This is a genomic window from Streptomyces sp. NPDC037273 (genome assembly GCF_055603625.1).
Genome location: NZ_JBVJVO010000002.1, coordinates 748,070 through 772,866, shown reverse-complemented (window position 1 = coordinate 772,866; position 24,797 = coordinate 748,070). Strand labels below are relative to the sequence as shown.

The window sequence follows — 24,797 nt, the reverse complement described above, 5'->3', positions numbered from 1 at the left end:
TCACCTTGAGGGTGAGGCGTCCGGAAGAGGGGAGGAGCGTCGATGGCCGACGCGGTCCAGGCAGGTGCCGTCGGCTGGGGGCCGGCCGGTCTCAGCGGTCGGGACCACGAACGAGAGGTCCTCGACGGGCTCTTGACGGGAGCCCGGGAGAGTCGGGGCGGGGCCGTGGTGCTTCTCGGGGAGGCCGGGTCGGGCAAGACCGCACTGCTCGACCGGTGTGCCTCGGCGGCCGCGGACGGGGCCCGGCTCTTGCGGTGCACGGGTGTCCAGTCGGAGGCGGAGCTGCCGTACGCCGGTCTGCAGGTGCTCCTCAGGGGCACCCTGGACCGGGTCGGAGGCCTGTCGGAGCGTCAGTCGCAGGCGCTGCGCGGGGCGATGACGCCGGATGACGCGCCCGCCGGGGACCGTTTCCTGGTCGGGGCGGCGACGCTGGGCCTGCTCGACGAGCTGGCCGAGGAACGTCCGGTCGTGGTCCTGGTCGACGACGCGCACTGGCTGGACCTGGAGACCGTGGACACGCTGCTGTTCGCGGGCCGCCGGCTCGGCAGGGGGCGGGTGGCCATGGTGTTCGCCGCGCATGAGGACGCGGCGGCCTTCGACGGTGCGCCGGGCCTGCCGATGCTGCACCTCGGGCCGCTGACCGACGAGGAGGCGGCGGCTCTCCTGGCCGGCCGGGCGCCCGATCTGCATCCCGCCGTGAGCAGCCGGATCCTCGGGCTCGCACAGGGTAATCCGCTCGCCCTGGTCGAGCTCGTGGGGGCTCTGACGGCGGCCCAGCGGGACGGGAGCGAGCCGTTGGACGCGCGGGAGATCGCCGTGTTGCCGGCCTCGTGGCGGGTGCGGCGGATCTTCGACGAGCGGATCCGGGCGCTGCCCGCGCCGACCCGTCTGCTGCTGACCGTCGCCGCGGCGGACGACACCGGTGACGTGGCGCTGCTGGTGGCGGCGGGGGAACGGGTGGGCGCGGTCGCCGGGGACCTCGGGCCGGCGGAGGCGGCGGACCTGGTGCGGGTGTCCGGGCGCCGACTGGTGTTCCGGCATCCGCTTGTACGGGCCGCCGCGTACCAGGGGGCGATGCTGGTCGATCGGACGGCCGCGCACCGGGCGCTCGCCGAAGCGGCGCCGACCGCCGGGGACGTGGGTCGCCGGGCCTGGCACCTGGCCGCGGCGACCGTCGGCTACGACGAGGAGGTCGCCGCCGAACTGGACCGCACCGCCGAGCTGTTCCGCTCGCGGGGCGGCCGGGCCGCGGTCGCCGCCGCCTATCGGCGGGCCGCGCGGTTGACCGAGGACCAGGAGGCCCGGTCGCTGCGGCTGGCCGCCGCGTCCGCCGCCGCGGCCGAGGCCGGACAGGCGGAGCTCGCGAGGACGCTGGCCGACGAGGCGGGGCCGGTGAGCAGTCCTCCGGCCATCGCCCGGCTCGCCAGCGTCCGGGCGGCGCTCGAACAGGGGCAGGGCCGGGCGGAGTCGGCGCGGTCGCTGCTGGTCGATGCGATGCCCGAGGTGACGGCGTACCGCCCCGGGATGGGGGCGTGGCTGCTGTTCGAGTCGGCCGCCTTGGCCTGGGACGCGCCGGACCCGGTCGCGGCAGCCCGCGACACCCGGGCGCGGGTGGCCGGTCTGGACTTCGGAGGTCATCCCGTGCACCGGGGCGCGGCCGGGGTGCTCGACACACTGGCGGGTGATCCGGTGAGCGGGGCGGCGGCGGTACGGGAGTTCGCCGCGTACGTCGTGCGGACCCGGCAGGAGCGCAGCCTGACCGATCAGGTGCGACTGCACGGCTGGGACATGCTGCTCGGCGAATACCGCACGGTGCACGACGAGGCCGTGGCCCTGGAGCTGGAGTGCCGTGCGGAGGGCGCGGTCGGGGTGCTGCCCAGGGTGCTGCTGCGGCTGGCGCGGCTGCGGCTGTTCCTGGGCCGGCACCGGGACGCGTACACGACGGCGGTCGAGGGTCTGGAGATCGCCTGCGACACCGGCCAGCGCCATCTCGCCTCGATGCTCAGCGGCGTCCTGGCGGTGCTGGCCGCGCTCGACGGGGAAGGGCCGGGCCTCGGGGAGGGGCCGGGAAGGGTCCCCGGCGGGCCGGGCGGCAGGGGCCTGCCGGGCAGCCGGGAGGGTCTCGGCGCGCGGCCGGGGCGTGACCTGTGCCTCGATGTCGCGCCGGTCCCGATCTGGGGGACCAGGGCGCAGGGTTTGCTCGATCTCGGGCTCGGCCGCTACGACCGGGCGCTGCCGGGTTTCGCCGCCCTTACCGGAGGCCCGCACCGGCACCTCATGGTCTCCGTGCACAGCCTGCCCGACCAGGTGGAAGCCGCCGTCCGGACCGGCCGGGCCGCCGACGCCGGACAGGCCGCCGAACGCTTCGCGCGCTGGGCGGGAGCCACGGGGGCCGCGTGGGCGGGGGCGGTGGAGCTGCGCTGCCGCGCCCTGCTCGCCGCGGACGACGCCATGGCGGAGGAGTTCTACGAGCGGGCGCTCGCCGCCCACCAGGGGGACGGCCGGTCGTTCGAGGAGGCGCGCACCCGGCTCCTGTACGGGGAGTGGCTCCGCAGGGTGAAACGCCGGGCCGCCGCCCGGGAGGCGCTGACCGTGGCGTTGGAGTCGTTCGAGCGGATGCCGGCGGCCGCGTGGGCGGACCGGGCCCGAACGGAGCTGCGGGCCGTCGGTGCCGTCCCGGCCGTACCGGTGGCGGGCACGGAGCCCGTGGGCCGGCTGACCGCGCAGGAGCTGCGGGTGGTCCGGTTGGCGGCGACCGGCCTGAGCAACCGGGACATCGGCGCGCGCCTGTTCCTGAGCCCGCGGACGGTCGGCTACCACCTGTCCAACGCCTACCCGAAGCTCGGCGTGACGTCCCGGGCCGCGCTGGGGGCGCTCGACCTGGGCTGACGTCCCGTCGAGCAGGTCGACCCCGGCGCCCTGTCACGTACGAACGCCGGTACGACACCAGGTCGTTCGACGGATCCGCGGGGCCGGGCGCGTTTCCTACCGTCTCTCTCGTTCGGGAAAGCATTCCGCATGGGAGGGTTCATGAAGGTTCTGGTGCTCGGTGCCACCGGTTACATCGGCTCCGCGGTGGTGTCGCGACTGACCCTGGAGGGTCACGACGTGGTGGCCCTGGTCAAGGACGCGGGCGCACCGCATCCGGGCGGGTCGGCGCGGGTCGGTGACCTGGCCGACCCGGCGTCGTTGCGGGCGGCGGTGACGGACGACGTGGACGCGGTGGTGAACCTGGCCACGCCCACCGGCGACGAGGCCGTGGACACCGCCGCCCTGGAGGCGCTGCTCGCGCCGCTGCGCGGCACGGGCCGGGCGTTCGTCTACACCAGCGGCGTGTGGGTGCTCGGTGCCACCGGGGACGCCCCGCTGACCGAGGACGCCGCCACCGATCCGATCGCGATCGTCGGCTACCGGCCGCGGATCGAGCAGCGGGTGCTGGCCGCCGCCGAGGCCGACGTGCGGGCCATGGTGATTCGCCCGGGCATCGCGTACGGGCGAGGCGGCGGCATCCCCGCCCTGATGACCGGCTGGGCCCGGGAGCACGGCACGGGCCGCTACGTCGGGCCGGTCACGACCCGTTGGCCGATGGTGCACGTCGACGACCTCGCCGAGCTGTACGCCCTCGCGCTGACCAAGGGGCAGTCGGCTGACCTCCTGCACGGCGTGGCGTGGGAGTCCGTCCCCGCGGCCGCGATCGCGGCGGCCGCCGACAGCGCCGCGGGCGGCACCGGCCGGGCCGAGTCGTGGCCGCTCGCGGAAGCCGCCGAGGCGCTCGGAGCGCCGTTCGCCGAGGCGCTCGCGCTCGACCAGGTGGTGTCGGGACGGCGCGCCGTCGAGGAGCTGGGCTGGCGGCCGAGCCGCCCGTACGTCCTCACCGAGCTCGCCGGAGGCAGCCGTGGCTGACACCGCCGTCCTGGCACCTCCGATCTGCCGTACCTGTGGCACCCAGTACGCCTCCGACCGTCCGGACTGCCCGGTCTGCCTGGACGAGCGCCAGTACGTGAGCCCGGCCGGCCAGCGGTGGACGACGCTCGCCGAGTTGCGCGAGGAGGGCCACACCGGCCGCTTCGAGGAAGAGGGCCCCGGCGTGCTCGGCGTCGGCGTCACTCCCCAGTTCGCCATCGGCCAGCGGGCCCTGCTGCTGCGCACCGCCGCCGGCAACGTCCTCTGGGACTGCGTGCCGTACCTCGACGACGCCATGGTTCGGGCCATCGAGGAACTCGGCGGCATCGACCACATCGCCATCAGCCACCCCCACTTCTACTCCTCGATGGTGGAGTGGGCCCACGCCTTCGACGCCCCGGTCCACCTCCACGAAGCCGACCGCCAGTGGGTGGGCCGCCCGGACCCGGCCGTGCGCTTCTGGAACGGTCGCACGCTCCAGCTCACCGACGAGGTGACCCTGATCAACCCGGGCGTGCACTTCCCCGGCAGCGCGATCCTGCACTGGAGCGCGGGCGACGGGGCGCTGTTCACCGGAGACGTCGTCAACGTCTGCCCGGACAACCGCTGGGTCACCCTCATGTACAGCTACGCCAACCACATCCCGGAGCGCCCCCACGCGGTCCGCGCCGCCGCGGACCAGCTCGCCGACTACCGCTTCGAGCGGATCTACGGCGCCTGGTGGCACCGGGTCGTCGCCTCGCACGGCAACGAGGTTCTGGCCCGGTCCGTGGAGCGCTACCTCCGCTTCGGGACGGAACAGGAGGCCCGAAGGTAGGATGATCTTGCCGGCAGGCGCGGTCGGCCCTTGGGGGATGTGGTGGGTGAGCGGCTCAGCTTCGGGATACTCGGCCCGCTTTCGGTCGCCGCGGGCAGGCGTACGGTCTCGGTGGGGGGTGCGCGGCTGCGGACGGTGCTGGCCCTGCTGCTCCTGAGCCCCGGACGGGTCGTGCCGACGGACACCCTGGTGCACGCCGTGTGGAACGACCGGCCGCCGGCCAGCGCGCGCACCCAGATCGCCATCGTCATCGCGGCCCTGCGCAAGGCGTTCAAGAGCGAGGGGGTGGCGGAAGAGGTCATCGTCACCGAGCACCCCGGCTACCTGCTGCGGACCGAAGGCCATGACCTCGACAGCGTCACCTTCACCGCTCTGGTCGCGGACGCCGAGGCCGCCGTCCGCGAGCGGCGCCCCGCCGACGCCGCGCGCTGCTATGCCGAGGCGCTCGCCCTGTGGCGGGGGCCCGCGCTGGCCGGGGTCGCGGGGCAGCAGGTGGAGGACGAGGCGGCCCGCTGGGAAGAGGTCCGCATCCACGCCCAGGAGGCCTGGACGGGCGTGCGCCTGGATCTGGGGCAGCATCGTGTGCTGCTGCCCGAACTGGCCGCGACCGTACGGGATCATCCGCTGCGCGAGCGCGCGCAGTACCACCTCATCCTCGCGCAGTACCGCTCCGGACGCCGGGCGGAGGCGCTGGAGACCTTCCGGGACGCACGGCGCACGTTCATCGACGAACTCGGCATGGAACCGGGCCCCGAACTCCAGGATCTGCACGACGCGATCCTGCGGGACGCCCCCGCCCTGGGGGTGGCGGAGCCGGCGGCGCCGGTGGTGAGCCGTCCCGTGGTCCCGTCCGAACTGCCCGCCGACGTACCGGCGTTCGCGGGCCGGGAGGAGGAACTTGCCGCCCTGGACACGTTGGTGGAGGCCCGGAACGACGACCGAAGGACACCCGGCGTCGGCCTGATCACGGGCGTCGCCGGCGTCGGCAAGACCGGCCTGGCCGTCCGCTGGGCGCACCGGGCCACGAGGCACTACCCGGACGGCAGTCTCTTCGCCGACCTCCGCGGATACGACGAGCACCACGCCCCGACCGCCGCCGGCGAGATCCTCAGCCGCTTCCTGCGCTCCCTCGGAGTCGCCGGTGAGGCCGTCCCCGACGGGTTGGAGGACCGGATCGCGCTGTACCGCAGCATGCTGGCCGACCGCCGGGTGCTGCTCGTGCTCGACAACGTCCGCACGCCGGAGCAGATCCGGCCGCTGCTGCCGGGCGGCGGAGGCTGCACCGTCCTGGTCACCAGCCGGGAACAGCTGGAGCAGCTGGTGACCTGGCCGCCGTCCGCGCGGATCCACCTCGGGCTGCTGCCCGAGGACCGCTCCCTCGAACTGCTCGGCGGCATCGTCGGCGAGGCCAGGATCCTCGGCGCGCCCGCGGACTCGGCACGCCTGGTCGAGCTGTGCGACCGGCTGCCGCTCGCGCTGCGCATCGCCGCCGCCCGGCTCGCCTCCAAGCCGCACTGGTCGGTACGCCACCTGGTCACCCGGCTCAGCGACGAGCGGCGCCGACTGGACGAGCTCAGCCAGGGCGAGCTGCAGGTCCGGGCCGGCTTCGCGCTCAGCTACCGCTACCTCGACCGGGAGGCGGCCCGCCTCTACCGCCTCCTTGGGCTGCTCGCCGTACCGGACTTCACCGCGTGGGTCGGGGCCGCGCTCCTGGACCGCGACGTACGGGAAGCGGAGCGGCTCATCGAGCACCTCGTGGACGCGCAGTTCCTGGACGTCGCCGGGATCGACGCCACCGGCCGGCTGCGCTACCGCTTCCACGACCTGATGCGGCTGTACGCGGGCGAGCTGGCCCGGGACGAGGAGTCCGAGGCGGACCGGCTGGCCGCCTGCGACCGGTTCTTCCGGACCTGCCTGACCCTCGCCGAACTGGCGTACCGGCGTGAGGAGGGCGGGGACTACGACACGGTGCACGGCGATGTGCCGCGCAGGGAGATCGAACCCGCCCTGGTGGAAGAGCTGCTGGCGAGCCCGATGGAATGGTTCGAGGCCGAACGGCTCACCCTGGTCGCGGTCGTGGGGCAGTCCGCCGGGCTGGGCATGGCGGAGCTGGCCTGGGACCTCGCCCTGTGCCTCCAGGTGCTCTTCGAGGCGCGCAACTACGTGGAGGACTGGCGTTCGTGCAGCGAGCAGGCCCTCGCGGCCGCCATCGGCACGGAGGACGCCCGGGGGCAGGCCGCCATGCACCTGCAGCTGAGTGCGATCGACCTGAGGCTGCGCAACGTGCATGAGGCGTCCGACGGGGCCGAGACCGCCCTGGCGCTCTTCCGGAAGGCAGGCGACGCACACGGCGCGGCGCTCGTGCTCGGCCACCTCGGGCTCATCGACCGGATCAGGGGCGACCACGAGCGGGGCGCGCGCCGGCTGCGGGAAGCCCTGCCGGCGCTCCGGAAGACGGGCGATCTCGCCGCCCAGTCGTACGTGCTGCAGAACCTGGCCCAATTCGAGCTCGACGAGGGCAGGCCGCACGAGGCCCTGGAACTGAGCCGGCAGGCCGTCGCGGTCTGCCAGGGCATCGGCGTCGAGGGGCGCAGCGTGGCGATGGCCTCCTACCGACTGGGCAGTGCCTATCTGGCGCTGGGACGCCTCGGGCCCGCCGAGGAGGCCTTCGGCACGGCCGTCCGCATCGTCAAGGAGAAGTCCGACCTGCTCGGTGTCGCGCACGTGCTGTTCGGACTCGCGGAGACCCGGCGCGCGGCCGGAGCGGCGGAGGCGGCCGAGCAGCTCTACCTGGAGGCGCTGGACGGCGTACGACGCCACAACAGCGCCCTGATCGAGGGGCAGATCAGGTTCGGCCTCGGCCGGCTCCACCACGCTGCCGGCCGCCCCCGGGAGAGCCGACTGCACCTGACCGCGGCACTCGACGTGTTCCGCGTGATCGGCTCCCCGCCATGGGAGGAGAAGGCGGTCCGCGCACTGGAAGCGGTGGGCACGGCCGAAACCGCCTAACCGCTTGATAACAGGCTGATAAGGCCGGTTCCTAACGTCGCAGACGAGAAAGCCCACCAGGGGCCCAAGAGTTCCGGAGTCTTCGATGCCCCCTTCCGTCGGCGTGCCCCGCCGTGCGGCCTTGGAACCCGGAGCCGCGTGATGCGGTTCCACCACCGTGACGGCACCGCCGTCCACCTCGGCCACTGCGTCGACGTACAGCCGGCCGACACCCTGGAGGACATCACCGCCCGGCTCGCGGCGCACGCCGAGCCGATCCGCCAGGCCACCGGTGAGCCGGTCGTCCGCATCGGCCTGTGGCTGCCGGCGGGCACGGCGGCGGCCCTCGCGGCCGACCCGGCCGCCGTCGCCCGGCTCCGCCGCGAGCTCACCGCTCGGGGACTGGAGACCGCGACCCTCAACGGCTCCCGCTACCGGGCCTTCCACGCCCCCGTGGTGAAGCGGGCGGCGTACTACCCGGACTGGTCCGAGCCCGCCCGACTGGACTACACCCTGAACCTGGCCCGGATCCTGGCCGGGCTGCTGCCCGACGAAGCCGGGCGCGGCTCCGTGTCGACGCTGCCACTGGCCTGGCGCACCGCCTGGTCGCGGACCCGGATGGCGGCGGCGATGCGGCAGTTGGACGCGCTCGCCACCGGGCTCCGGCGGACAGCGGCGGAGACCGGACGGACCGTCCGTGTCGCCGTCGAGCCCGAGCCCGGCTGTGTCGCCGCGACCACCGGGCAGGCTGTCGAGCTGCTCAAGGACGCCGACCACGACTGGATCGGTCTCTGTCTGGACGCGTGTCACCTCGCCGTCGCCCACGAGACCCCGGGCACCGCCGTCGCCCGCCTGCTGACGGCCGGGCTCCCGGTGGTGAAGGCCCAGGCGTCCACCGCCCTGGAGGCCCCGGAACCGGTCGACCCCGGTGTACGGGAGGCGCTGGCGGCCTTCACGGACGCGCGCTTCCTGCACCAGACGGGAGAGGCCGGGCCCGGCGGCCGCGAACCCCTCGGCTCCGACGACCTGGGGCCCGCCCTCGCCGGCGCCCTGCCCGGAGTCGCACCGTGGCGGATCCACCACCACGTGCCGCTGCACGAGGAGCCCGCCGCGCCACTGACCTCCACCCGGGGAGTGCTGCGCGACACCCTGCGGGCGCTCTTCGCGGGTGACCGCGCCGTCACCGACCACGTGGAAGTGGAGACATCCACCTGGTCCGCGCTCCCCGAGCACCGCAGACCGGCCGACGCGGCCGGACGTGCCCGGGCCGTCGCCGCCGAACTCGCCTGGACCGCACGGGAGCTGGCAGCGGCGGGCCTGACGCGCGAGCTCCCCGGCACACCACCCTCACCCACCATCGAAAGGACAGGTCGCACATGAGGACCGAGACGAACCATCTCCACGGACGGAGCGGCGCCGGATCCGCGGACTTCGCGCTGCGCCTCGACGGCGTCGTGAAGGAGTACGGAAAGGCGGGCCGCGCCGTCCGCGCCCTCGACGGGGTCACGGTCGGCATCGAACGCGGTTCGTTCACCGCCGTCATGGGCCCCTCCGGCTCCGGGAAATCGACCTTCCTGCACTGCGCCGCAGGCCTCGACAGACCCTCCGGCGGCTCCGCCTTCATCGGCGACACCGAGCTCGGCGGAATGAACGAGACCCAGCTGACGGAGCTGCGGCGCAAGCGCGTCGGCTTCGTCTTCCAGGCCTTCAACCTCATCCCGGCACTGTCCGTACGGGAGAACGTCGAGCTGCCGCTGCGCCTGGCCGGCGAGCGCCTCGACCCCGCGTGGCTCGAAGAGATCCTGACCCGCGTGGGCCTGGCCGGCCGGGCCGCCCACCGGCCCGCCGAGCTGTCCGGCGGCCAGCAGCAGCGGGTCGCGATCGCCCGCGCCCTGATCACCCGTCCCGACGTCGTCTTCGGCGACGAGCCCACCGGCGCCCTCGACACCATGACCGCCAAAGCGATCCTCTCCCTGCTGCGGTCGTGTGTCGACGAGACCGGGCAGACGGTGGTCATGGTCACCCACGACCCCGTCGCCGCCTCGTACGCCGACACCGTCCTCTTCCTCGCCGACGGCCGGATCGTCGACCGGATGCAAGCCCCCACCGCCGACCGCGTCGCCGACCGCATGACGCACCTGGGAGCGTGGGCCTGATGCTGCGGTACGCCCTGCAGACCCTGCGCGCCCGCAAGGGCGGATTCACCGGAGCGTTCCTCGCGCTCTTCTGCGCCGCCGCGCTCGTCACGGCCTGCGGCATCCTGCTGGAGACGGGGCTCCGAGGGACCATCGGCAGCGAGCGGTACGCCGGCTCCCCGGTGATCGTCGCCGGCGACCAGAACGTCCACCAGGTCACGGTCGAGCGGAAGGGCGACAAGGTCAAGACAAAGGACAAGGCCAAGCCCCTCTCCGAGCGCGTCTGGCTGCCCGCCGGCACCGTCACCACGCTCGCCGCACTACCGGGCGTACGGGCCGTGGTGCCCGAGGTCACCTTCCCGGCGTACGCGGTCACCCCCTCGGGCCAGGTCGTCCCGGGCGTCGACGGCAAGGCGTCGTACGGACACGCCTGGACCTCGGCGCCCCTGACCCCCTTCAACCTGGTCGAAGGCGCCGCCCCGGCGGCGGCGGACGAGGTCGTCGTCGACCGCGAACTGGCCGCACGGACCGGCCTGAAGCCCGGCGCGCGGCTGACCGTCCAGTCGACCGAAGCCCCTCGCGCGTACCGCGTCACCGGCATCGCGGCACCCTCCGGCGGCGACCTCGGACAGCAGACCTCGCTGTTCTTCACGGACACCGAGGCCGAGCGGCTGTCCCGGCACCCCGGCCAGGTGATGGCCGTCGGCGTCCTGCCCGAGCCCGGCGTCTCCACGACGGAGCTCGCGGCCCGGGTCTCCCAGGCCCTCGACGGCACCACCGCCCAGGTGGTCACGGGCGGCGAGCGAGGCCCGGTCGAGTTCCTCGACGCGGCCAAGGCCCGGATCAAGCTGGTCTCCATGGGCGGCGCCATCGGGGGTACGTCGCTGCTCGTCGCGATCCTCGTCGTCGTCGGCACCTTCGCCCTCACGATCCAGCAGCGCCACCGCGAGCTGGCCCTGCTCCGCGCCGTCGCGGCGACGCCCCGGCAGATCCGCCGGCTGATCGGCAGCGAGGCGCTCATCGTCGGCGCCCTCGCCGGAGTACTCGGCTCGGTCACCGGTCTGCCCGTCGCCCACTGGCTGCACGGCGAGTTCGTCGGCTTCAAGGCGATTCCGGAGACCCTCGAAGTGACCTTCGGCGTCTTCCCGTTCTTCGCCGCCATCGGGGCGTCCCTCCTGGGCGCCTGGGCAGCCGCGCGGATCTCGGCCCGCCGCACCGCCCGCATCCGACCCGCGGAGGCCCTGTCCGAGGCGGCCATGGAGCAGCGCACCTTCTCCTGGGGCCGGGTCGGCGCCGGGCTCGCGTTCCTGACCGGCGGTGTCGTCCTTCTCGTGGTCCTCTCCGCCCTGCGCAGCGAGCCCGCCGCCACCCCTGTGACCTTCCTGTCGGTCGTGGTGCTCGCGGTGGCCGTCTCCCTGCTCGGGCCGCTCCTCGTACGGAGCGCGGTGGGCGTACTCGGGATCCCGCTGCGGATCTCCCGGGTCGGCGGCCACCTGGCCACGGCCAACGCCCGCGCCCACACCAAACGGCTGGCCGCGGCCGTCACTCCGCTCACCCTGCTGATCGGCATGGCCTGCACGGTGTTCTTCGTCCAGACCACCATGGGCGCGGCCGCCACCGCCCAGGCCCGCGCGGGCAGTAAGGCGGAATGGGTCGTGGGCTCGTCCGGACCAGGCGTGCCCGCGCAGGCCGGCGAACGCCTCCGCCGGGTCCCCGGCGTGACGGCGGTGACCGAGATCGTCCGTACGTCCGTACGCGTCGGCCTGGCGAAGTACCCGGCCCAGGGCGTCTCGACCGACGGCCTGAGCCGCACCTGGGACCCGGCCGTCACGGCAGGCAGCCTGGACGCCTTCGGCCCGAGGAGCGTCGCGCTCAGCGAACTCGCCGCCGACGCCCTCGGCAAGAAGCCGGGTGACGAGCTGACACTGACCCTCGGCGACGGCACCGAGACCGACCTCACCGTCGCGGCCGTGTACGAACGCGGGCTCGGCTTCGGCGACGTGACGATGGCCCACTCGCTCGTCTCCCGGCACGTCGACAACCCGCTGGCCTCAGCCCTGCTGGTGAAGACCCGGGACGGAAGCGCACCCGGCCGGGCGGAGCTGCGCACGGCGCTCGGCGCCCTCCCCGGGGTCGCCGTTCTCGACCGCGACGAGGCCGACGACCTGCAGGCGGAGGTCCAGCAGTCCAACGCCGAGGTGAACTACGTCGCGATGGGACTGATCATCGCCTTCACCGCCATCGCCGTGGTCAACACCCTGGCGATGTCGGTCTTCGACCGCCGACGGGAGTTCGCCCTCCTCCAGCTCATCGGCACCACCCGGCGCCAGGTGAGGCGCATGCTCCGCATCGAGACGGCCCTGGTGGTGCTCATCGCCACCACGCTGGGGAGCGGCATCGCGTTCGCCGTGCTCACAGCCTTCAGCATCGGCATGACGGGCTCGGCCTCCCCTGCCGTCGACGGCCGGATGTACCTCGCCACCCTGGGCTTCGCCACCCTGCTCACGGCCCTGGCCACCCTGATTCCCGGCCACCTCGCCCTCGCCGGCCGCCCCGCGGACGCCATCGGCTCCCGCACCTAGCGGCGGGACCGGCGTCCGGCCCGCCTCAGCACCGGCAGCCCACGCGCCGGCCGATGGCTGACCGGCCCTCCCGGTCACCCCGCCCCGGCGAGGCCATCGAGGTCATCCGCACCCTCAAAGCCGCCTTCGCCCGGTTGCCGGCCGAAGCTGAGACGTCTCAGCTTCGGCCGCGCCCCCCGTCGACCGTCGCAGGCCAGCGGTGGTGGGACGGGTGGGACGGCCGTGGGACACAGTGACAGCAGGTCCGCCACGCCCCGGCGGCGGCTAGAGTCCTGGCCCAGTGATCGTCACCGAACAGGGGAACGTCGATACGGCTGCAGCACCTCCGACACGGGGTGTGGTGCGTGCAGCACAGCATCAACTGCTACCTGAACCACAACGGCTCGGCCTCTCGCGGGAGCGCGCCGTACTGGTCGCCGGATCGCCGGATCGCCGGATCGTCGGACGAGGACGGCCAGCGGGGCCGAGTACCAGCCAAGCCCCGGCATGTACTGCGCCTACACACCGGGCCTGCCGTGCCCCCCCCGCGAGTCATCCGAGTCATCTCTCACCGAAGGGTCATCATGATCAAGAAGTCGATCGGCCGCGCCTTTGCCGCGGCCACCGCCGTCCTGCTCTCCACTGCCGCCCTGGCCGGCACCGCGAACGCCGCGCCCGGTGTGCCCTACCTCGGTTACGGCCGCACCACCTCCGGCACCGGGGTGTGGTGCGTGCAGCACCTGGTCAACGACTTCCTGCGGCTGGACGGCCGGACGACGATCAACGAGGACGGCCAGTGGGGCCCGCAGACGGATTCCGCCGTGCGGTACTTCCAGGAACGCGTCCTCGGCAGCAGCCAGGCCGATGGCATCGTCGGCCCGATGACGGGCTCCAAGCTGATGAACGTCGACTGGACCGACCCGTACGCCGGTCCCAGCGGCCACTGCCTGCCGTACGTCCCGACCTACTGACCGACACCCGGCCGCGAGGCGCTGGTGTCCAGGACCCGCGGCCGCCGGTCGGGCGAGCACCAAGTGCTCGATCCGGACCAGCAGCAGTACATCATTCCCGCGCTCAACGCCTGAACCGGCCCTTGCCGCCCGGCCCTTCCGCGTTCCCGCGCGGGATGGTCACGTGGCGACGGAGGTCGCTTCGGCGTTCGCGCGGAGGATCTCGCGGGCCTGCGTCGCTGTCCGGCCCAGACTCTCGGAGACGAAGTCGAGGACCTGAACGATGTTCCTGAGGCGCGCGGCGGCGCGGCTGTGGGAGCCGAGGACACCGATGCCTTGGCGCGCGGTGTCGACGAGATGGGCGGTGGAGCGGGCGGCCGCCATCATCGTCCGGTACCAGACCTCGTCGTCGACGGTGTAGCGCTCGCGGCGACGTTCGCCACGTTCTCGACGGATGAGGCCCTGGCTGTCGAGGAACGCGACCGCCTTGGAGACGGATGCCGGGCTGACCTGGAGGTGCCGGGCGAGTTCGGCCGCGGTGAGGCTGCCGGCCTCGGCGAGGGTGAGGCAGGCCATGACGCGGGCCATCATCGCGGGCAGGCCCATGGCCACAAGCACACCGGTGAGCGTCTCCTCGTACTCACGCACGGCTTCGATGCCGCCTCCGTGGGCCGACGGGCGCGACCGCGGACCTTGGGGAGTACCGCGCCCTCGGCGGCGGGCCCGGCGTTCGGTGGCGCGGTGGGCCAGGTCGGAGCGGTAGACGGTGGGCCCGCCGTTGCGCATCACCTCCCGTGTGATGGTCGAGGCCGGACGGTCGAGACGCCTGGCGATCTCCGCGTAGGCGAGACCGTCGGCCAACCCCAGCGCGATCAGCCGCCGTTCCTGTTGAGTGAGCCTGCCTCCCGGCACCGCGGTCCCCCTTCTCGTTCCCTGAGGCACCGAACCTAGCGTCCACGACCCACTCAATGCAACGCGCGGCGACGTCTTCGTTGCGTTGAGCTGCAACCTATTGCAACGATTGAGCTGCAACTGCCTGCGCTAATGAGCCCAGATCGTAAACTTGATGTTGTGTATTTCATGAAGGCAACGTAGCGTTTCGGTCACCGGAAACGGTGATAGGCTGAGGTCGCCCACGCCGACGCCGTCCTGCGGATCGAGGCGCCGGAGGCCTCGCTCAGGCGGACGCGACGTGGTCGGCGAACGCCTGCGGGTTGTCGAGCATGATGTTGTGTCCGGCGTTCGGGATGGTGACGAACCGGACGCCGGAGGCTGCGAGTTCGGCCGTGCCCGTCGGGGGCTGTGAGCGCGCCCCGGTGAGCAGGGTGCGCGGGATCGTCAGCTCCGCGAGCAGCGTGCGGGCCGATGGGGTCGTCCCCGCGCGCAGGCCGAGCGCGCTGCGGTGCAAGGAGACGGGGTCGGCCAGACGCATGGTCGCGGCCCACAACGGATCGACCCCTTGCAGGAATTGGGTCATCCCGCCGTCGGCGAACTCGGCCTCGGTGAACGTCGTGACGCCGACGGTGCCGCGCGCGGGCGGGGGGACCGGATCGAGGGCGGGCTCGGCGAGGATGAGACGGGAGACGAGGTCCGGCCGCCGGGCGGCCAGCACGATGGCCACGGCGCCGCCCATGCTGTGGGCGATGAGCTCGGTGCCCACGGCACCGGCTGTGTCCAACGCCCGGGCCAGCGCGTCGGCGTGGTCCTCCAGCCGGTAGCCGAAGTTCGTGGGCCGGTCGCTGAGCCCGAAGCCCAGGAGATCCGTCATCAGCGTGCGCCGGCCGGCCAGCGCGGGCAGGGTCATCACCTGGGTGAAGTACGCCGCGGCCTGCCCGCCGGCGCCGTGGACGCACACCCGGGCAGGTTCCTCTCCGTCGATCTCCACCCAACGGATCCGTGCATCGCCCGGTCCGGCTATCGCGTCTCGCACGCTTCCTCGCAGTCGGTCAGGTTTACCCAGGAGGGTCTTCTTCGAAAGGGGAGTCAGGCCGGCTGGTAGGTGAGGTCGAGGACGCCGGTGGAGAAGGTGGCCGAGCGGGTGAGCCGGAGCGGCACCCTGGCGGTGCCTTCCGGGAACAGGAGCAGTCCGGTACCCAGCACGATCGGGTGGACCAGCAGCCGCAGTTCGTCGACGAGCCCGGCCACCAGAAGGGTGCGGGTGAGGGCGATGCTGCCGGTGAGGTTGATGGTGCCGCCCGGCTGCTGCTTGAGGTCCTTGACCGCGGTGACGACATCGCCCTCGATGAGGGCGGAGTTGTTCCAGTCGGTCCCGGTCAGGGTGGTGGAGGCGACCAGCTTGCGGATGCCGTTGATGCCGTCGGCCATCTCGCCGCTCCGCTGCGGCCAGGCCGCGGCGAACGACTCGTAGGTCTTCCGGCCCAGCAGCAGGGTGTCGGCCCCGGTGAACATCTCGCCGACGGCGGCTTCCATCTCGTCGTTCAGGTACGGGAAGTGCCAGGTGTCCGGCGCCTCCACGACGCCGTCCAGCGAGATGAACAGCCCGGCCGTGATCTTGCGCTGTGCGGTCATGAGATTTCTCCTTGTAGCGGTCTCGGGGTCGTCGTCGTGCTGTGGTCATCCGCCTCAGCGGAGCTTGTGCCGGTCGGCCCAGGCGGCGATGGCGGCGCCGATCGCGAGAGGCTGATCCTCCGGGGTGTGGTGGCCGGCGACCGCGTCGTGGTGTTCGATCTCCAGGCCGGCGATGTGCTCCGCGCACCAGTCGACGATCGCCGGGCCCATCATGACGCCGGGGCCGGGCGCGAAGGTGAGGAGCAGTTTGGGCACGTTCGCGTCGGCCGCCAGCCACCGGTCGTAGGCCAGGACCCTGGCGACGACATCGGCGGGTTCGCCTCCCAGCGGCATCGAGCGCGGCCACTGCAGAAGCGGGCGGCGGCTCTCCCTCGTGGGGTACGGAGCCCGGTAGACGTCCAGGTCGGCCGGGTCGAGCGGGGTGGCGACGGTGCCGGGCAGCGCCTGCTCGATGAAGGCGTTGTCGTCCAGGACCAAGGCCTCGCCGACCTCGGGCGTCTTGATCGCCTCGAACAACGGGCGGCCGCCCTCGGGGAACTCCTCCCAGGTCATCGGCTTGACGATGGTCTCGGTGAACGCGATGCCGCGCACGCGGCCGGGATGCCGTGCGGCCCAGTCGAAGGCCAGGGCGCCGCCCCAGTCGTGTCCGACCAGCACCACCCCGTCGAGGCCGAGCGCGTCGAACCAGGCGTCCAGGTAACGGGCGTGGTCGGCGAAGGTGTACGCGATGTCGGGCTTGCCCGACGCGCCCATGCCGATCAGGTCCGGGGCCAGCAGCCGGCCCGGTTCGCCGACGGCGGGGAGGACGTCCCGCCACAGGTGCGAGGAGGTGGGGTTGCCGTGCAGGAAGACCATCGGCGCACCGGCGCCGGCCTCCCGGTGGAACATGGTGGAGTCGAGTACGGGCTGAACGGGCAAGACGGTGGAGCCTTTCACGTATGCGACCACTGGCGGGAGTTCACCGGAACGCGGGGGCGGTGCGGGCGGCCCAGTCGGCGAAGGGGCGCGGCGCCCGGCCGAGGACGCGCTCGACATCCGGGCTCGTCTCCCGTTCGGCGGGCAGCGGGTCGCCGAGGATCGCGAGGGTGCCCTCCACCACCGGCTCGGGCATGAGGGCGAGCATCTGCGAGCGGGCCTCCTCGCGCGTCTGCTCGACGAACCGCACCGCGGCGCCCAGGGCGTCGCCGATCGCCTCGGCCCGCTCGCGCGGGGTGACCGGGGCCGGTCCGGTGAGGTCGTACGTGCTGCCCGCGTGGCCGCCCTCGCGCAGGACCACGGCCGCGACTGCGGCGACGTCCGCCGGGTCGACGGTGGGCAGCCCGACATCGCCGAACGGCGCGGCGGCCGTCCGCTCCGTCCGGATGGACTCGGCCCAGGCGAAGGCGTTCGAGTTCAGCCCCCCGGAGCGCAGAACCGTCCATTCGAGGCCCGAGCGGCGCACGGCTTCCTCGTACGCCACGGGGTGACGGTAGACCGTCGGCCGCGTCCCGGCCCCCTGGGAGGACAGCAGGACGACGCGCCGCACCCCGGCCGCCTTGGCGAGTCCGAGGATGCCCTCCGGGTCCTCGCCCGCGACGAGCAGGAACAGCGCCTCGGCCCCTTCGAGGGCGACGGCGAGGCTCGGCGGATCGGCGAGGTCCGCCGCCACATGCCGTACACCGTCCGGCAGTGGGGCCGGGCGACGGGAGACCGCCGTCACCCGCTCGCCGGCTCCCACGAGGAGCCGTACGAGCTCCCCGCCGACGTTCCCGGTCGCACCCGTCAGGACAATCACGAAAAACCCCTGGTTCGTAAGTTGGTCGGCGGACGCGCGAAGCGCCCCGGCGATCGCCGCCTGGAACGGTCCGCCGTGGCCGCCGCAAGACGTGGGGAAGGCTATGTTTCGCTCATGTGGGGGTCAATCGAATCGAGAGCGGCTTGGGTCGAATCCCCAGGTGGAAGCCCTTGAATTGCTGCAATGGGAATGCCGGTGAATGCAAAGGCGGGGTGGTGGGCCGTTTGCCGTGCCTCATTGCATTCATCGCCAGGCCCATTGCAACAAATGCGACCTGATGGGGACGTCCCCGCGCTCAACGGCTGACGCGGTTCACGGTTCGTCGCGGAAGGTGAGGCGGCCGTCGGTGACGGACCAGTAGCGGCGGTGGTCGGACAGGCGCCAGGTCTCGCCGGCGGCGAGGGCCCGGGTGATCCAGTCGTGGAGTTGGGGGAGTGCCTGGGTCAGGAGGACGGGGCGGGTCCCGGCGCGATCGGCCGTGGGGATGGGGAGGATGTCGACGCGGATTCCGGCGGCGTCCGGGTGGACTCCGCGGCCGTATCGGAAAGGTTCGGGGGCCACCCAGGCGACGCCCAGGGATTCACCCGTTTCATTGGCTCCCTGGAGAAGTCGCACTTCTCCCACGGGGGTGGCGAGGTCGGCGAGGGCGTCTTTCACTTCTTTCGCTGTGAGGGGCCAGGAGCGGCCGTCGGCGAGTCTGGGCTTTCTGGACGACATGGGTTCCCTGTTTCTTGAGAGGGGGTGACCGAGCGGTGGACGGACGCCCGATGGGCGGCGGTCCGGATGTTCCGACCGCCGCCCACCGGGCGGGTTCTATCTACGGTTCAGGTGCTTCTTGATTTTCGCCCATTCCGTTCCCGAGCGGCGTTCCTTCGTGGTGGGAAGGCGCCCGTAGTGCTCCTTGAATATCCGGTCGACGGCCTGGTCGGTGGTTTCCGAGCCTTGCTTTCCCTTGCCCCTCGCCCAGGAGGGGATGTCGGTGGCGCGTTCCTTTCCGGACTTCTTGGAGACCTTCGCCCAGAGGATCTTGACCTGGCGGATGGCCCAGGCCTTCCCCTTCCACCAGACGTAGGCGAGGATCGCGACGAGGGCGGCCGCGCCGACGACGGCGATGACCGTGCCGACGCTGACGCCGAGTCCGGCGGAGGCGACGAGGGCGGCCATGGCCATGCGCCCGTCGAGGTCGAGCATGTTGACGGGGTCGCCGCAGACGTATTCGTAGCCGTTGCAGCTGCCGCCGGCGACCGGGTCGACGGAGAGGAAGCGGCCGGTGGCCGGGTTGTAGAGCCGGACGCCCATGAGGTCGAGCCCGGTGACCGTCTCGCCGGAGCGCTGGTGGGCGCCGAGCCAGCCGTAGCGGGTCTCCGCCTGGCCGGGGCGGGGCTTGCCGTACTCGTCGGCGTCGAGGGCGGTGGGGGCGACGCCCGCGTCCAGCGGGAGGAGGAGACCGACGTCACCGCGGATGGTGGTGAGTTGGAGGACCGTGCCGCCGGTCTTGGCCGTGGTGGCGGCGAGGCGCCCGTCGGGGCCGGAGATCATGCGGGTGAGGGCGCCGGTGGCGGTGTCCTCGGTGATCCAGCGGGGACTGTCGCCGTCGCTGTCGAAGTGGTTGACCTTGGAGCCGGTCTGGGTCCAGGTCGAGCCGCCGCCGGTCTCGGTCTTCCAGGAGCGGAAGCGCTGGGCGGCGTCCAGCTGCCAGGTCTGGCGCGTGCCGTTGGCGGTGAGCTGGTGGGCGAGGTCGTTGGCGTAGTAGCCGATCGTGCCGTGGCCGGGGGCCGTGGTGGTACGCCCGAAGGCGTCGTAGCCGTAGCCCGGGTCGACGAGCCGGTCGGCGCTGTCGTAGGTGTGGGTGGTGGTGGTGCCTCCGGTGGTGGGGCAGGGCAGGCCGGGGAGGCCGGGAGCGGCGGTCAGGGACTTGCGGTTGCTGCGGCCGTCGAACGCGTACGTCCGCCGGGTGCAGACGGTGTCGGCGGTGTCGTCCGCGGTGACGAGCCGTCCGACCTTGTCGTACGCGTAGGACTGGTCCGAGCGGCCCGCGTGGGTCACCACCTGGCCGAACACGGAGCGGGTGACCGTGTCGGTCAGGACGCTCACGCCGTCGCTGTCGCGCGTGTAGGTGCGCTCGACGGGGGCGCCGATGGTGTCCTCGGTCTGCCGGAGGGTGTAGCCGCCGGGCAGCTTCTGGGTGCTGAGGGAGCCGTCGGCGTCGTAGGTGGCCTGGAAGACGCCCGCGACGGAGTCCGTGGTCTGCGTCGCGAGGCCGCGCGGCTCGGCCGTGTGGTCGTAGGTGTAGGTGACGGTGGAAGGCGTGTTGTCCGAGGTCTTGGCCGGACGGTCGAGCAGGTCGAACTCGGTCGTGGTGACGCCGCCGTCGGCGTCCGTGTACGAGACGAGGCGGCGGAGCTTGTCGTAGCCCCGGACGATGGTGCCGCCGGTGGGTGAGGTGGTCCTGACGGGCTGTCCGGAGGCCGGGTCGTACTCGGTCGTGGACTCGGGCACCGCCTGGCCGACGCCGTCGGTGACGACGACCTTGGACTGCCGGCCGGCCTCGTCGTACGTCGTCGTGGTCGTGCGGGTCACGCCGTTGGCGGTCTCCGTCACCTTGGCCGGCTTGCCCCACCAGTCGTACTCGGTCGTGGTGGTCGGCAGCTGGGACGGGTTCGTGCCCCCGCCGGTGATGGCTCCCGCGGGACCGGTGGAGCAGACCAGGTCGGCCCATTCCGGCCGGCCCTGGCAGGGCCCGGTGCCGCCGGCGGACCAGTAGGCGATCACCCGGGTGCCGGCGTCCGTGCCCGTCGCGCCGGGCGGCAGCTGCTTGGTGACGCGGCCCTCGGAGTCGTACTCGGTCGTGGTGGTGACGGCGAGACCGGCGGGGTCGTGGACGGTCCTGGTCGGGAGGCCCTTGGCCCAGTCGTAGGTGATCTGGGAGGTACGGGTCTCGGCATGGACGGTGGGGTGTTCGCGGACCTGGGCACCGGCGGTGCTCTTGGTGATCTGGTCCCTGGCGGCGGCGGTGCCGTCCGTGGGGCGGCCCGCGTCGTACTCGTTGACGAGCCAGGTGCGCGCGGTCACCGAGGTGCCGGCCGAGACGAGGGTGGTCGCACCCGACGTGAGGTCGGCCGTGAGGGTGACCCGGCGCAGCGGACCGAACTTCTCGGTCTGGCGGGTGCCGCCGGCGCCGTAGACCGAGGTGGTGGCCAGCAGGTTCGCCCGCTCCGCCGTGGCCAGCGCGGCGATGCCCAGGTCCGCTTGCGCGGTCCGGTCGGCGGCGCTGATCCCGAGGGCGACGGCGCGGTTGCCGGCGGAGAGTTCGCGGACGGTGTTGCCGAAGCGGTCGTACTCGGTGGTGGTGACGTACCCGCCGGGAGCGGCCGAGTTGACCTGACGACCGGAGGCGCCGAGGTAGTGCACCTCCGCGCGCTTGTAGTCGGCGGCGTTCAGCGCGGTGCCGGTGGCGGAGGCCGGGACGGCGTCGGCGGGGAACACGGCGGTCGCGTCCGCCGGCGCGTCGAGCTGGCCCCACGCCTTCACGTCGGCGGCGCCCATGCCGTACGGGGCGGCGGCACCGGTCAGCGGCACGTCGTAGACGACGCTCGTGGTGGCGGTGCCTTCCTGGACGTCCGTGGTGCCCTGCTTGAGGCCGGACCGGGAGGCGGTCAGGAGCATGCCGTCACCGGCGGTCGCCGCGTTCCCGGCCTTGCCGTACGCGAACGTCCACGGCAGTTCGCCGGGGGGCGCGAGCGAGGTGACGCGGCCCTCGGAGTCGTAGCCGTACTCCGTCTTCAGCGACGGGCTGATCTGCGGATTCCACGCCTGACGCAGCCGGTTGGCGTCGTCGTAGGCGTAGGTCTGCACGGCCTTCGAGGTCGCCGCGGCCGCGCCGGGGGCGGTGCTCCACAGGCGGATCTCCTTCACCTGGCCGGCCACGTCGCCGAAGGCGCCGGAGGTCGCCGTGGTGGACGTCGCGTAGACGAACTCCAGGGCGCGGCAGCCCTTGGTGGCCGGGTCGGCCGCGCAGCCGGCGGCGGCGACGGCCGAGGTGGGAGCGATGATCCGCTTGGGGCGGGCCAGGTTCTTGCCGTCGACGGTGACGGTCTCGGAGACCACGGTGACGGTGGAGTTGGCCACGCCGTCCATGAGGGTGCCGGAGACCTGCCAGGTGGTGGCGGAGGCGTCGGGCTTGGTGAACTCGGTGACCGTGCCTTCGTTGTCGGTCAGGGTGAACGCGGCGGTCACCCCGCCCTTGAGGGTGAGTTCCTCGGCGCCCGGCTCGGCGATCCAGCCGGTCTTCGCCGTGTTCGCGGTGAAGTGGGTCTCCTCGCCCCCGGAGCCGATGACGGCGACCGCGGTGTCGGAGATCCGGCGGACGTGGGAGTAGCTGGACGCCGCCACTTCCGCGGCGGTGCCGGCCACCCACTCCTTGCCGAAGATCGCCGCCTGGCCCTCCTGCCTGGCCGCCTTGTCGGGCGTACGGGAGGAGGCGGTGCGCGACAGCGAGGGGCCGAACGCGGAGGCGTCCGTGGCCGAGAGCGTGAACTCGCCGGTCAGCAGGTTCACCGAGCCGGGGCCGATGTCGGTGGAGGCGGCGCCGGAGGCGTTGCGGTCCACGATCACGTTCAGCGGCTGGGTGCTGCCCGCCGCCGCGTTGGGGCCGGTGAAGTCGGCCTTGATCTGCACGCTGCCGTCGGGGTTGACGGTGTCGGTGGCGTTCCAGACCAGCGGCGCGTTCCTGCCGCCCGTCATCGGCACCGGCCACGCGGTGAGCGGGGTGCCGCCGGAGGTGACGTGGCCGGCGGGGATCGCCGCCCAGGGGTCGGCCTCGGAGCGGCGCCAGAAGAACGCCGCCGCGTCGTACTTGGTGCCGTCGGCCTCCGCGACCAGCGGCAGACGGCGCGCGGTGCGCTCGCCGTCGGCGGGCTGGACGAAGCCGCCGGGGCCGGCGTGGAAGGTGTACGTGACGGCCTCGGACTTGTTGTCGGCCTTGTCGGCCTGCCGCACCTGGAGGGTGTGGGTGCCGTCCTTGGGCGGGGTGACGCTCAGGTCCTTGGCCGTGGAGGCGCCGCCGGTGGCGACCTTGGTCCAGGTCACCCCGTCGAGGGACCATTCGAGCCAGTTGTGGTCCGTGCCGTTCGGGGTGACGGTGAAGGTGCCCGGCTGGCCCGCGCCCTTGACCCAGGTGCTCGGCGGGTAGTCGGTGGAGGTGACGCCGGCGGGGGCGGAGGGGGCGGAGGTGTCGACCGTGAAGGTCTTCCACTCCGACCAGCCGAGGTTGTAGTGCGTGCCGTCGTACGGGCTGCTGCGGAACTTGTACGTCTTGCCGTTGGCCAGCGCGCCGGCCGGTACGACCACCGGGGCGGGCTGCCCGGACGGCACGAACGCCGACCGCAGCACCGCGCCGACCTGCGTGTCCGTGGCCGCGTCGAAGACCTGGTAGGCGCCCTGGATCTTGTCGCCGTTGGGGTCGACGAACGTGTCGCGCAGGGTCGGCGTCGCGGTGTTGACGACGTAGGCGCCGGAGTAGGAGAAGTACGGCGGACCGGCCTCCTGCTTCGTGCCGGTGCGCGGCCGGTAGTTGTAGGTGACGACCAGCTTCGGGGGGTTGGTGGCGGCGTTGGCGGAGTTGACCCGCTTCCACTGCGCCGTGATGTTCTCGTCGGAGGCGCGCAGGCCCATGTGGGACTTGGCGGCCTTGGCCGAGGCCCATTCCTGCACCATCGTGGTGACGTTGGCGTTGATCCAGCCGTCCGGCTGGGTGGCCGAGCAGGAGGCGTTGCCGCGGGTCTCGGTCGAGGTGGCCTTCGCCGCGATCCAGGCGGGCTGGGCGGTCCACCGCGACGAGGTCGAGGCGGCTCCCGTGGACCACACCTCCCACGGCTGGTTCGGGCAGGACGAGCCCGTGTAGTTGGCCGAGTGGAAGTTCCACAGGGACAGCTTGGCGTCCATCACCAGGGCGTCGGAGATGGGCGCGGTGTTCCAGCTGACGAAGGAACGGGCCGTGCGGTAGGTGCCGTCGGCGTTCTTCGTGCCCGGGTTGCCCAGGTCGAGCTCGACGTCGTTGGACCAGTCGACCGTCGTGCCCTGCTGGACGTAGGTGTCGAAGACGTTCGAGAGCGCGGCCGTCGACGGGTCGACCGTCACCGGGTACTTCGTCGCCGGATCGGCGAGGAAGCCGGCGTCCGGGGTGAGGACCAGGTCGACGCCGCCCTTGGTCTTGACGACCTTCATCGCGACCCTGGCCTGGTGCGTGTGCTCGCCGGAGACGGGGTCGACGGTCGCGTCCCACATGACCGGGGCGGGCATGACCGCCGACTTCCGGGACTTCTTGTCGGTGAACAGCACACTGCCGTCGGCACGCGGCTCGACCTTCAGGCCCTTGGTCCTGAGCGGCAGCGTGTAGGAGAAGCCGGCCTCGGGCCTGGCCTTGACGTCGACGAACTGCTCGAAGCCCGTACGGGTCGCCTCGATCACGACGTCGGCCCCGGGCACCGCGTCGGCGTAGGTCGCGCGGGTGCCGTCGATCCGCGGCGCGGGCAGGCCGCCCCGCCACTGGAGGGTGATCTGCTCGTCGCCCTGGCCGAGAGTGACCAGGTCGGTGGCCGGGGCGGACGCCGCCGCGCGCGGGGTACGCGCGGGCGTGCCAGTCCTGCCCGACAGCCTCAGCCCCCGCGGGTGGGCCTTGGCCGCGACCGAGCCGTCCGGTCGTGCGGCCAGCGACACGTCGACGTCCCGCCAGACGCCGGTGAGCGGGTCCGCGAACCTGACCGGTCCGGCGGAGAGTTCGGTCGTGAGGGAACCGTCCTTGTTGACCCACGTGGTCGACGTCTCGGTCCGCTCCGACAGGGCCTCCACCCGTCGGCCCGACAGGCGCGCGGCGACCCGCGCCGAGGCGATGTCCGCCGCCTGTGTGACGGCGGGCCCGCCGGGTGCGGCGGCCGCCCGGAGCGGCGCGGCCGTCACCTCGGCGCCGCTGAGGAGCGTGACGGACAGGGCCACGGCGAGGCTTCCCGCCACGCCGGCGGAAGTCCTTCCACGCCAGAGGCGTCTGCGTCTTGAGGACGCGGATATGCCAGGCATCATGATTTCTTCGATCTCCAGTTCGGATGTGTGCCGCGCCGTCGCGGATCGGACCGCTGGGCGGCC

The 24,797-nt window shown here is 72.9% G+C and carries 15 protein-coding genes; 8 read left to right on the top strand and 7 right to left on the bottom strand.

Features of this window, described 5'->3' with window-relative positions; all coding sequences use genetic code 11:
- Window positions 1-42 precede the first annotated feature (42 nt).
- The 8 genes from ACZ7G1_RS08705 (at window position 43) to ACZ7G1_RS08670 (ending at window position 13,375) form a co-directional block, all read left to right on the top strand.
- Window positions 43-2,889: a helix-turn-helix transcriptional regulator gene (locus tag ACZ7G1_RS08705; RefSeq protein ID WP_470873450.1), complete on the top strand. Its 2,847-nt coding sequence runs from the start codon at window positions 43-45 to the stop codon at window positions 2,887-2,889.
- Window positions 2,890-3,030: 141 nt separating this feature from the next.
- Window positions 3,031-3,903, top strand: coding sequence for an NAD-dependent epimerase/dehydratase family protein (locus ACZ7G1_RS08700; RefSeq protein WP_470873452.1), 873 nt, complete (start codon window positions 3,031-3,033; stop codon window positions 3,901-3,903).
- Window positions 3,896-4,720: an MBL fold metallo-hydrolase gene (locus tag ACZ7G1_RS08695; RefSeq protein WP_470873453.1), complete on the top strand. Its 825-nt coding sequence runs from the start codon at window positions 3,896-3,898 to the stop codon at window positions 4,718-4,720. The genes ACZ7G1_RS08700 and ACZ7G1_RS08695 overlap by 8 nt, the downstream gene beginning before the upstream one ends.
- Window positions 4,721-4,762: 42 nt before the next feature.
- Window positions 4,763-7,729 carry an AfsR/SARP family transcriptional regulator gene (locus ACZ7G1_RS08690; protein ID WP_470873454.1) on the top strand — a complete coding sequence of 989 codons (2,967 nt, stop codon included), beginning with the start codon at window positions 4,763-4,765 and terminating at the stop codon, window positions 7,727-7,729.
- Between the two features lie 141 nt (window positions 7,730-7,870).
- Window positions 7,871-9,088 carry a metabolite traffic protein EboE gene (gene eboE / locus ACZ7G1_RS08685; protein WP_470873456.1) on the top strand — a complete coding sequence of 406 codons (1,218 nt, stop codon included), beginning with the start codon at window positions 7,871-7,873 and terminating at the stop codon, window positions 9,086-9,088.
- Window positions 9,085-9,864 (top strand): ABC transporter ATP-binding protein, encoded by a 780-nt coding sequence (locus tag ACZ7G1_RS08680; RefSeq protein WP_470873458.1) that lies wholly within the window; start codon window positions 9,085-9,087, stop codon window positions 9,862-9,864. The genes eboE and ACZ7G1_RS08680 overlap by 4 nt, the downstream gene beginning before the upstream one ends.
- Window positions 9,864-12,425: an FtsX-like permease family protein gene (locus ACZ7G1_RS08675; RefSeq protein WP_470873459.1), complete on the top strand. Its 2,562-nt coding sequence runs from the start codon at window positions 9,864-9,866 to the stop codon at window positions 12,423-12,425. Before ACZ7G1_RS08680 ends, ACZ7G1_RS08675 begins: the two co-directional genes overlap by 1 nt.
- 563 nt (window positions 12,426-12,988) lie before the next feature.
- On the top strand, window positions 12,989-13,375 hold the full coding sequence (locus ACZ7G1_RS08670) for a peptidoglycan-binding domain-containing protein (RefSeq protein ID WP_470873460.1): 387 nt from the start codon (window positions 12,989-12,991) through the stop codon (window positions 13,373-13,375).
- Window positions 13,376-13,534: 159 nt separating this feature from the next.
- Here ACZ7G1_RS08670 and ACZ7G1_RS08665 read toward each other — a convergent pair whose 3' ends face one another.
- The 7 genes from ACZ7G1_RS08665 to ACZ7G1_RS08635 form a co-directional block, all read right to left on the bottom strand.
- Window positions 13,535-14,266 (bottom strand): helix-turn-helix domain-containing protein, encoded by a 732-nt coding sequence (locus ACZ7G1_RS08665; RefSeq protein WP_470873462.1) that lies wholly within the window; start codon window positions 14,264-14,266, stop codon window positions 13,535-13,537.
- 265 nt (window positions 14,267-14,531) lie between these two features.
- Window positions 14,532-15,239: an alpha/beta fold hydrolase gene (locus tag ACZ7G1_RS08660; protein WP_470873464.1), complete on the bottom strand. Its 708-nt coding sequence runs from the start codon at window positions 15,237-15,239 to the stop codon at window positions 14,532-14,534.
- A 98-nt stretch (window positions 15,240-15,337) separates the two neighbouring features.
- Window positions 15,338-15,883 carry a dihydrofolate reductase family protein gene (locus tag ACZ7G1_RS08655; protein ID WP_470873466.1) on the bottom strand — a complete coding sequence of 182 codons (546 nt, stop codon included), beginning with the start codon at window positions 15,881-15,883 and terminating at the stop codon, window positions 15,338-15,340.
- A gap of 54 nt (window positions 15,884-15,937) precedes the next feature.
- A complete protein-coding gene (locus tag ACZ7G1_RS08650; RefSeq protein WP_470873467.1) occupies window positions 15,938-16,801 on the bottom strand; it encodes a haloalkane dehalogenase in 864 nt (287 codons plus the stop codon).
- A gap of 40 nt (window positions 16,802-16,841) precedes the next feature.
- Window positions 16,842-17,657 (bottom strand): NAD(P)H-binding protein, encoded by an 816-nt coding sequence (locus tag ACZ7G1_RS08645; protein WP_470873468.1) that lies wholly within the window; start codon window positions 17,655-17,657, stop codon window positions 16,842-16,844.
- A 312-nt stretch (window positions 17,658-17,969) separates the two neighbouring features.
- Window positions 17,970-18,314 (bottom strand): hypothetical protein, encoded by a 345-nt coding sequence (locus tag ACZ7G1_RS08640; protein WP_471204020.1) that lies wholly within the window; start codon window positions 18,312-18,314, stop codon window positions 17,970-17,972.
- A gap of 156 nt (window positions 18,315-18,470) precedes the next feature.
- Complete coding sequence (locus ACZ7G1_RS08635) at window positions 18,471-24,644, bottom strand: DNRLRE domain-containing protein (protein ID WP_470873901.1); 6,174 nt, start codon at window positions 24,642-24,644, stop codon at window positions 18,471-18,473.
- Between the last annotated feature and the right edge of the window lie 153 nt (window positions 24,645-24,797).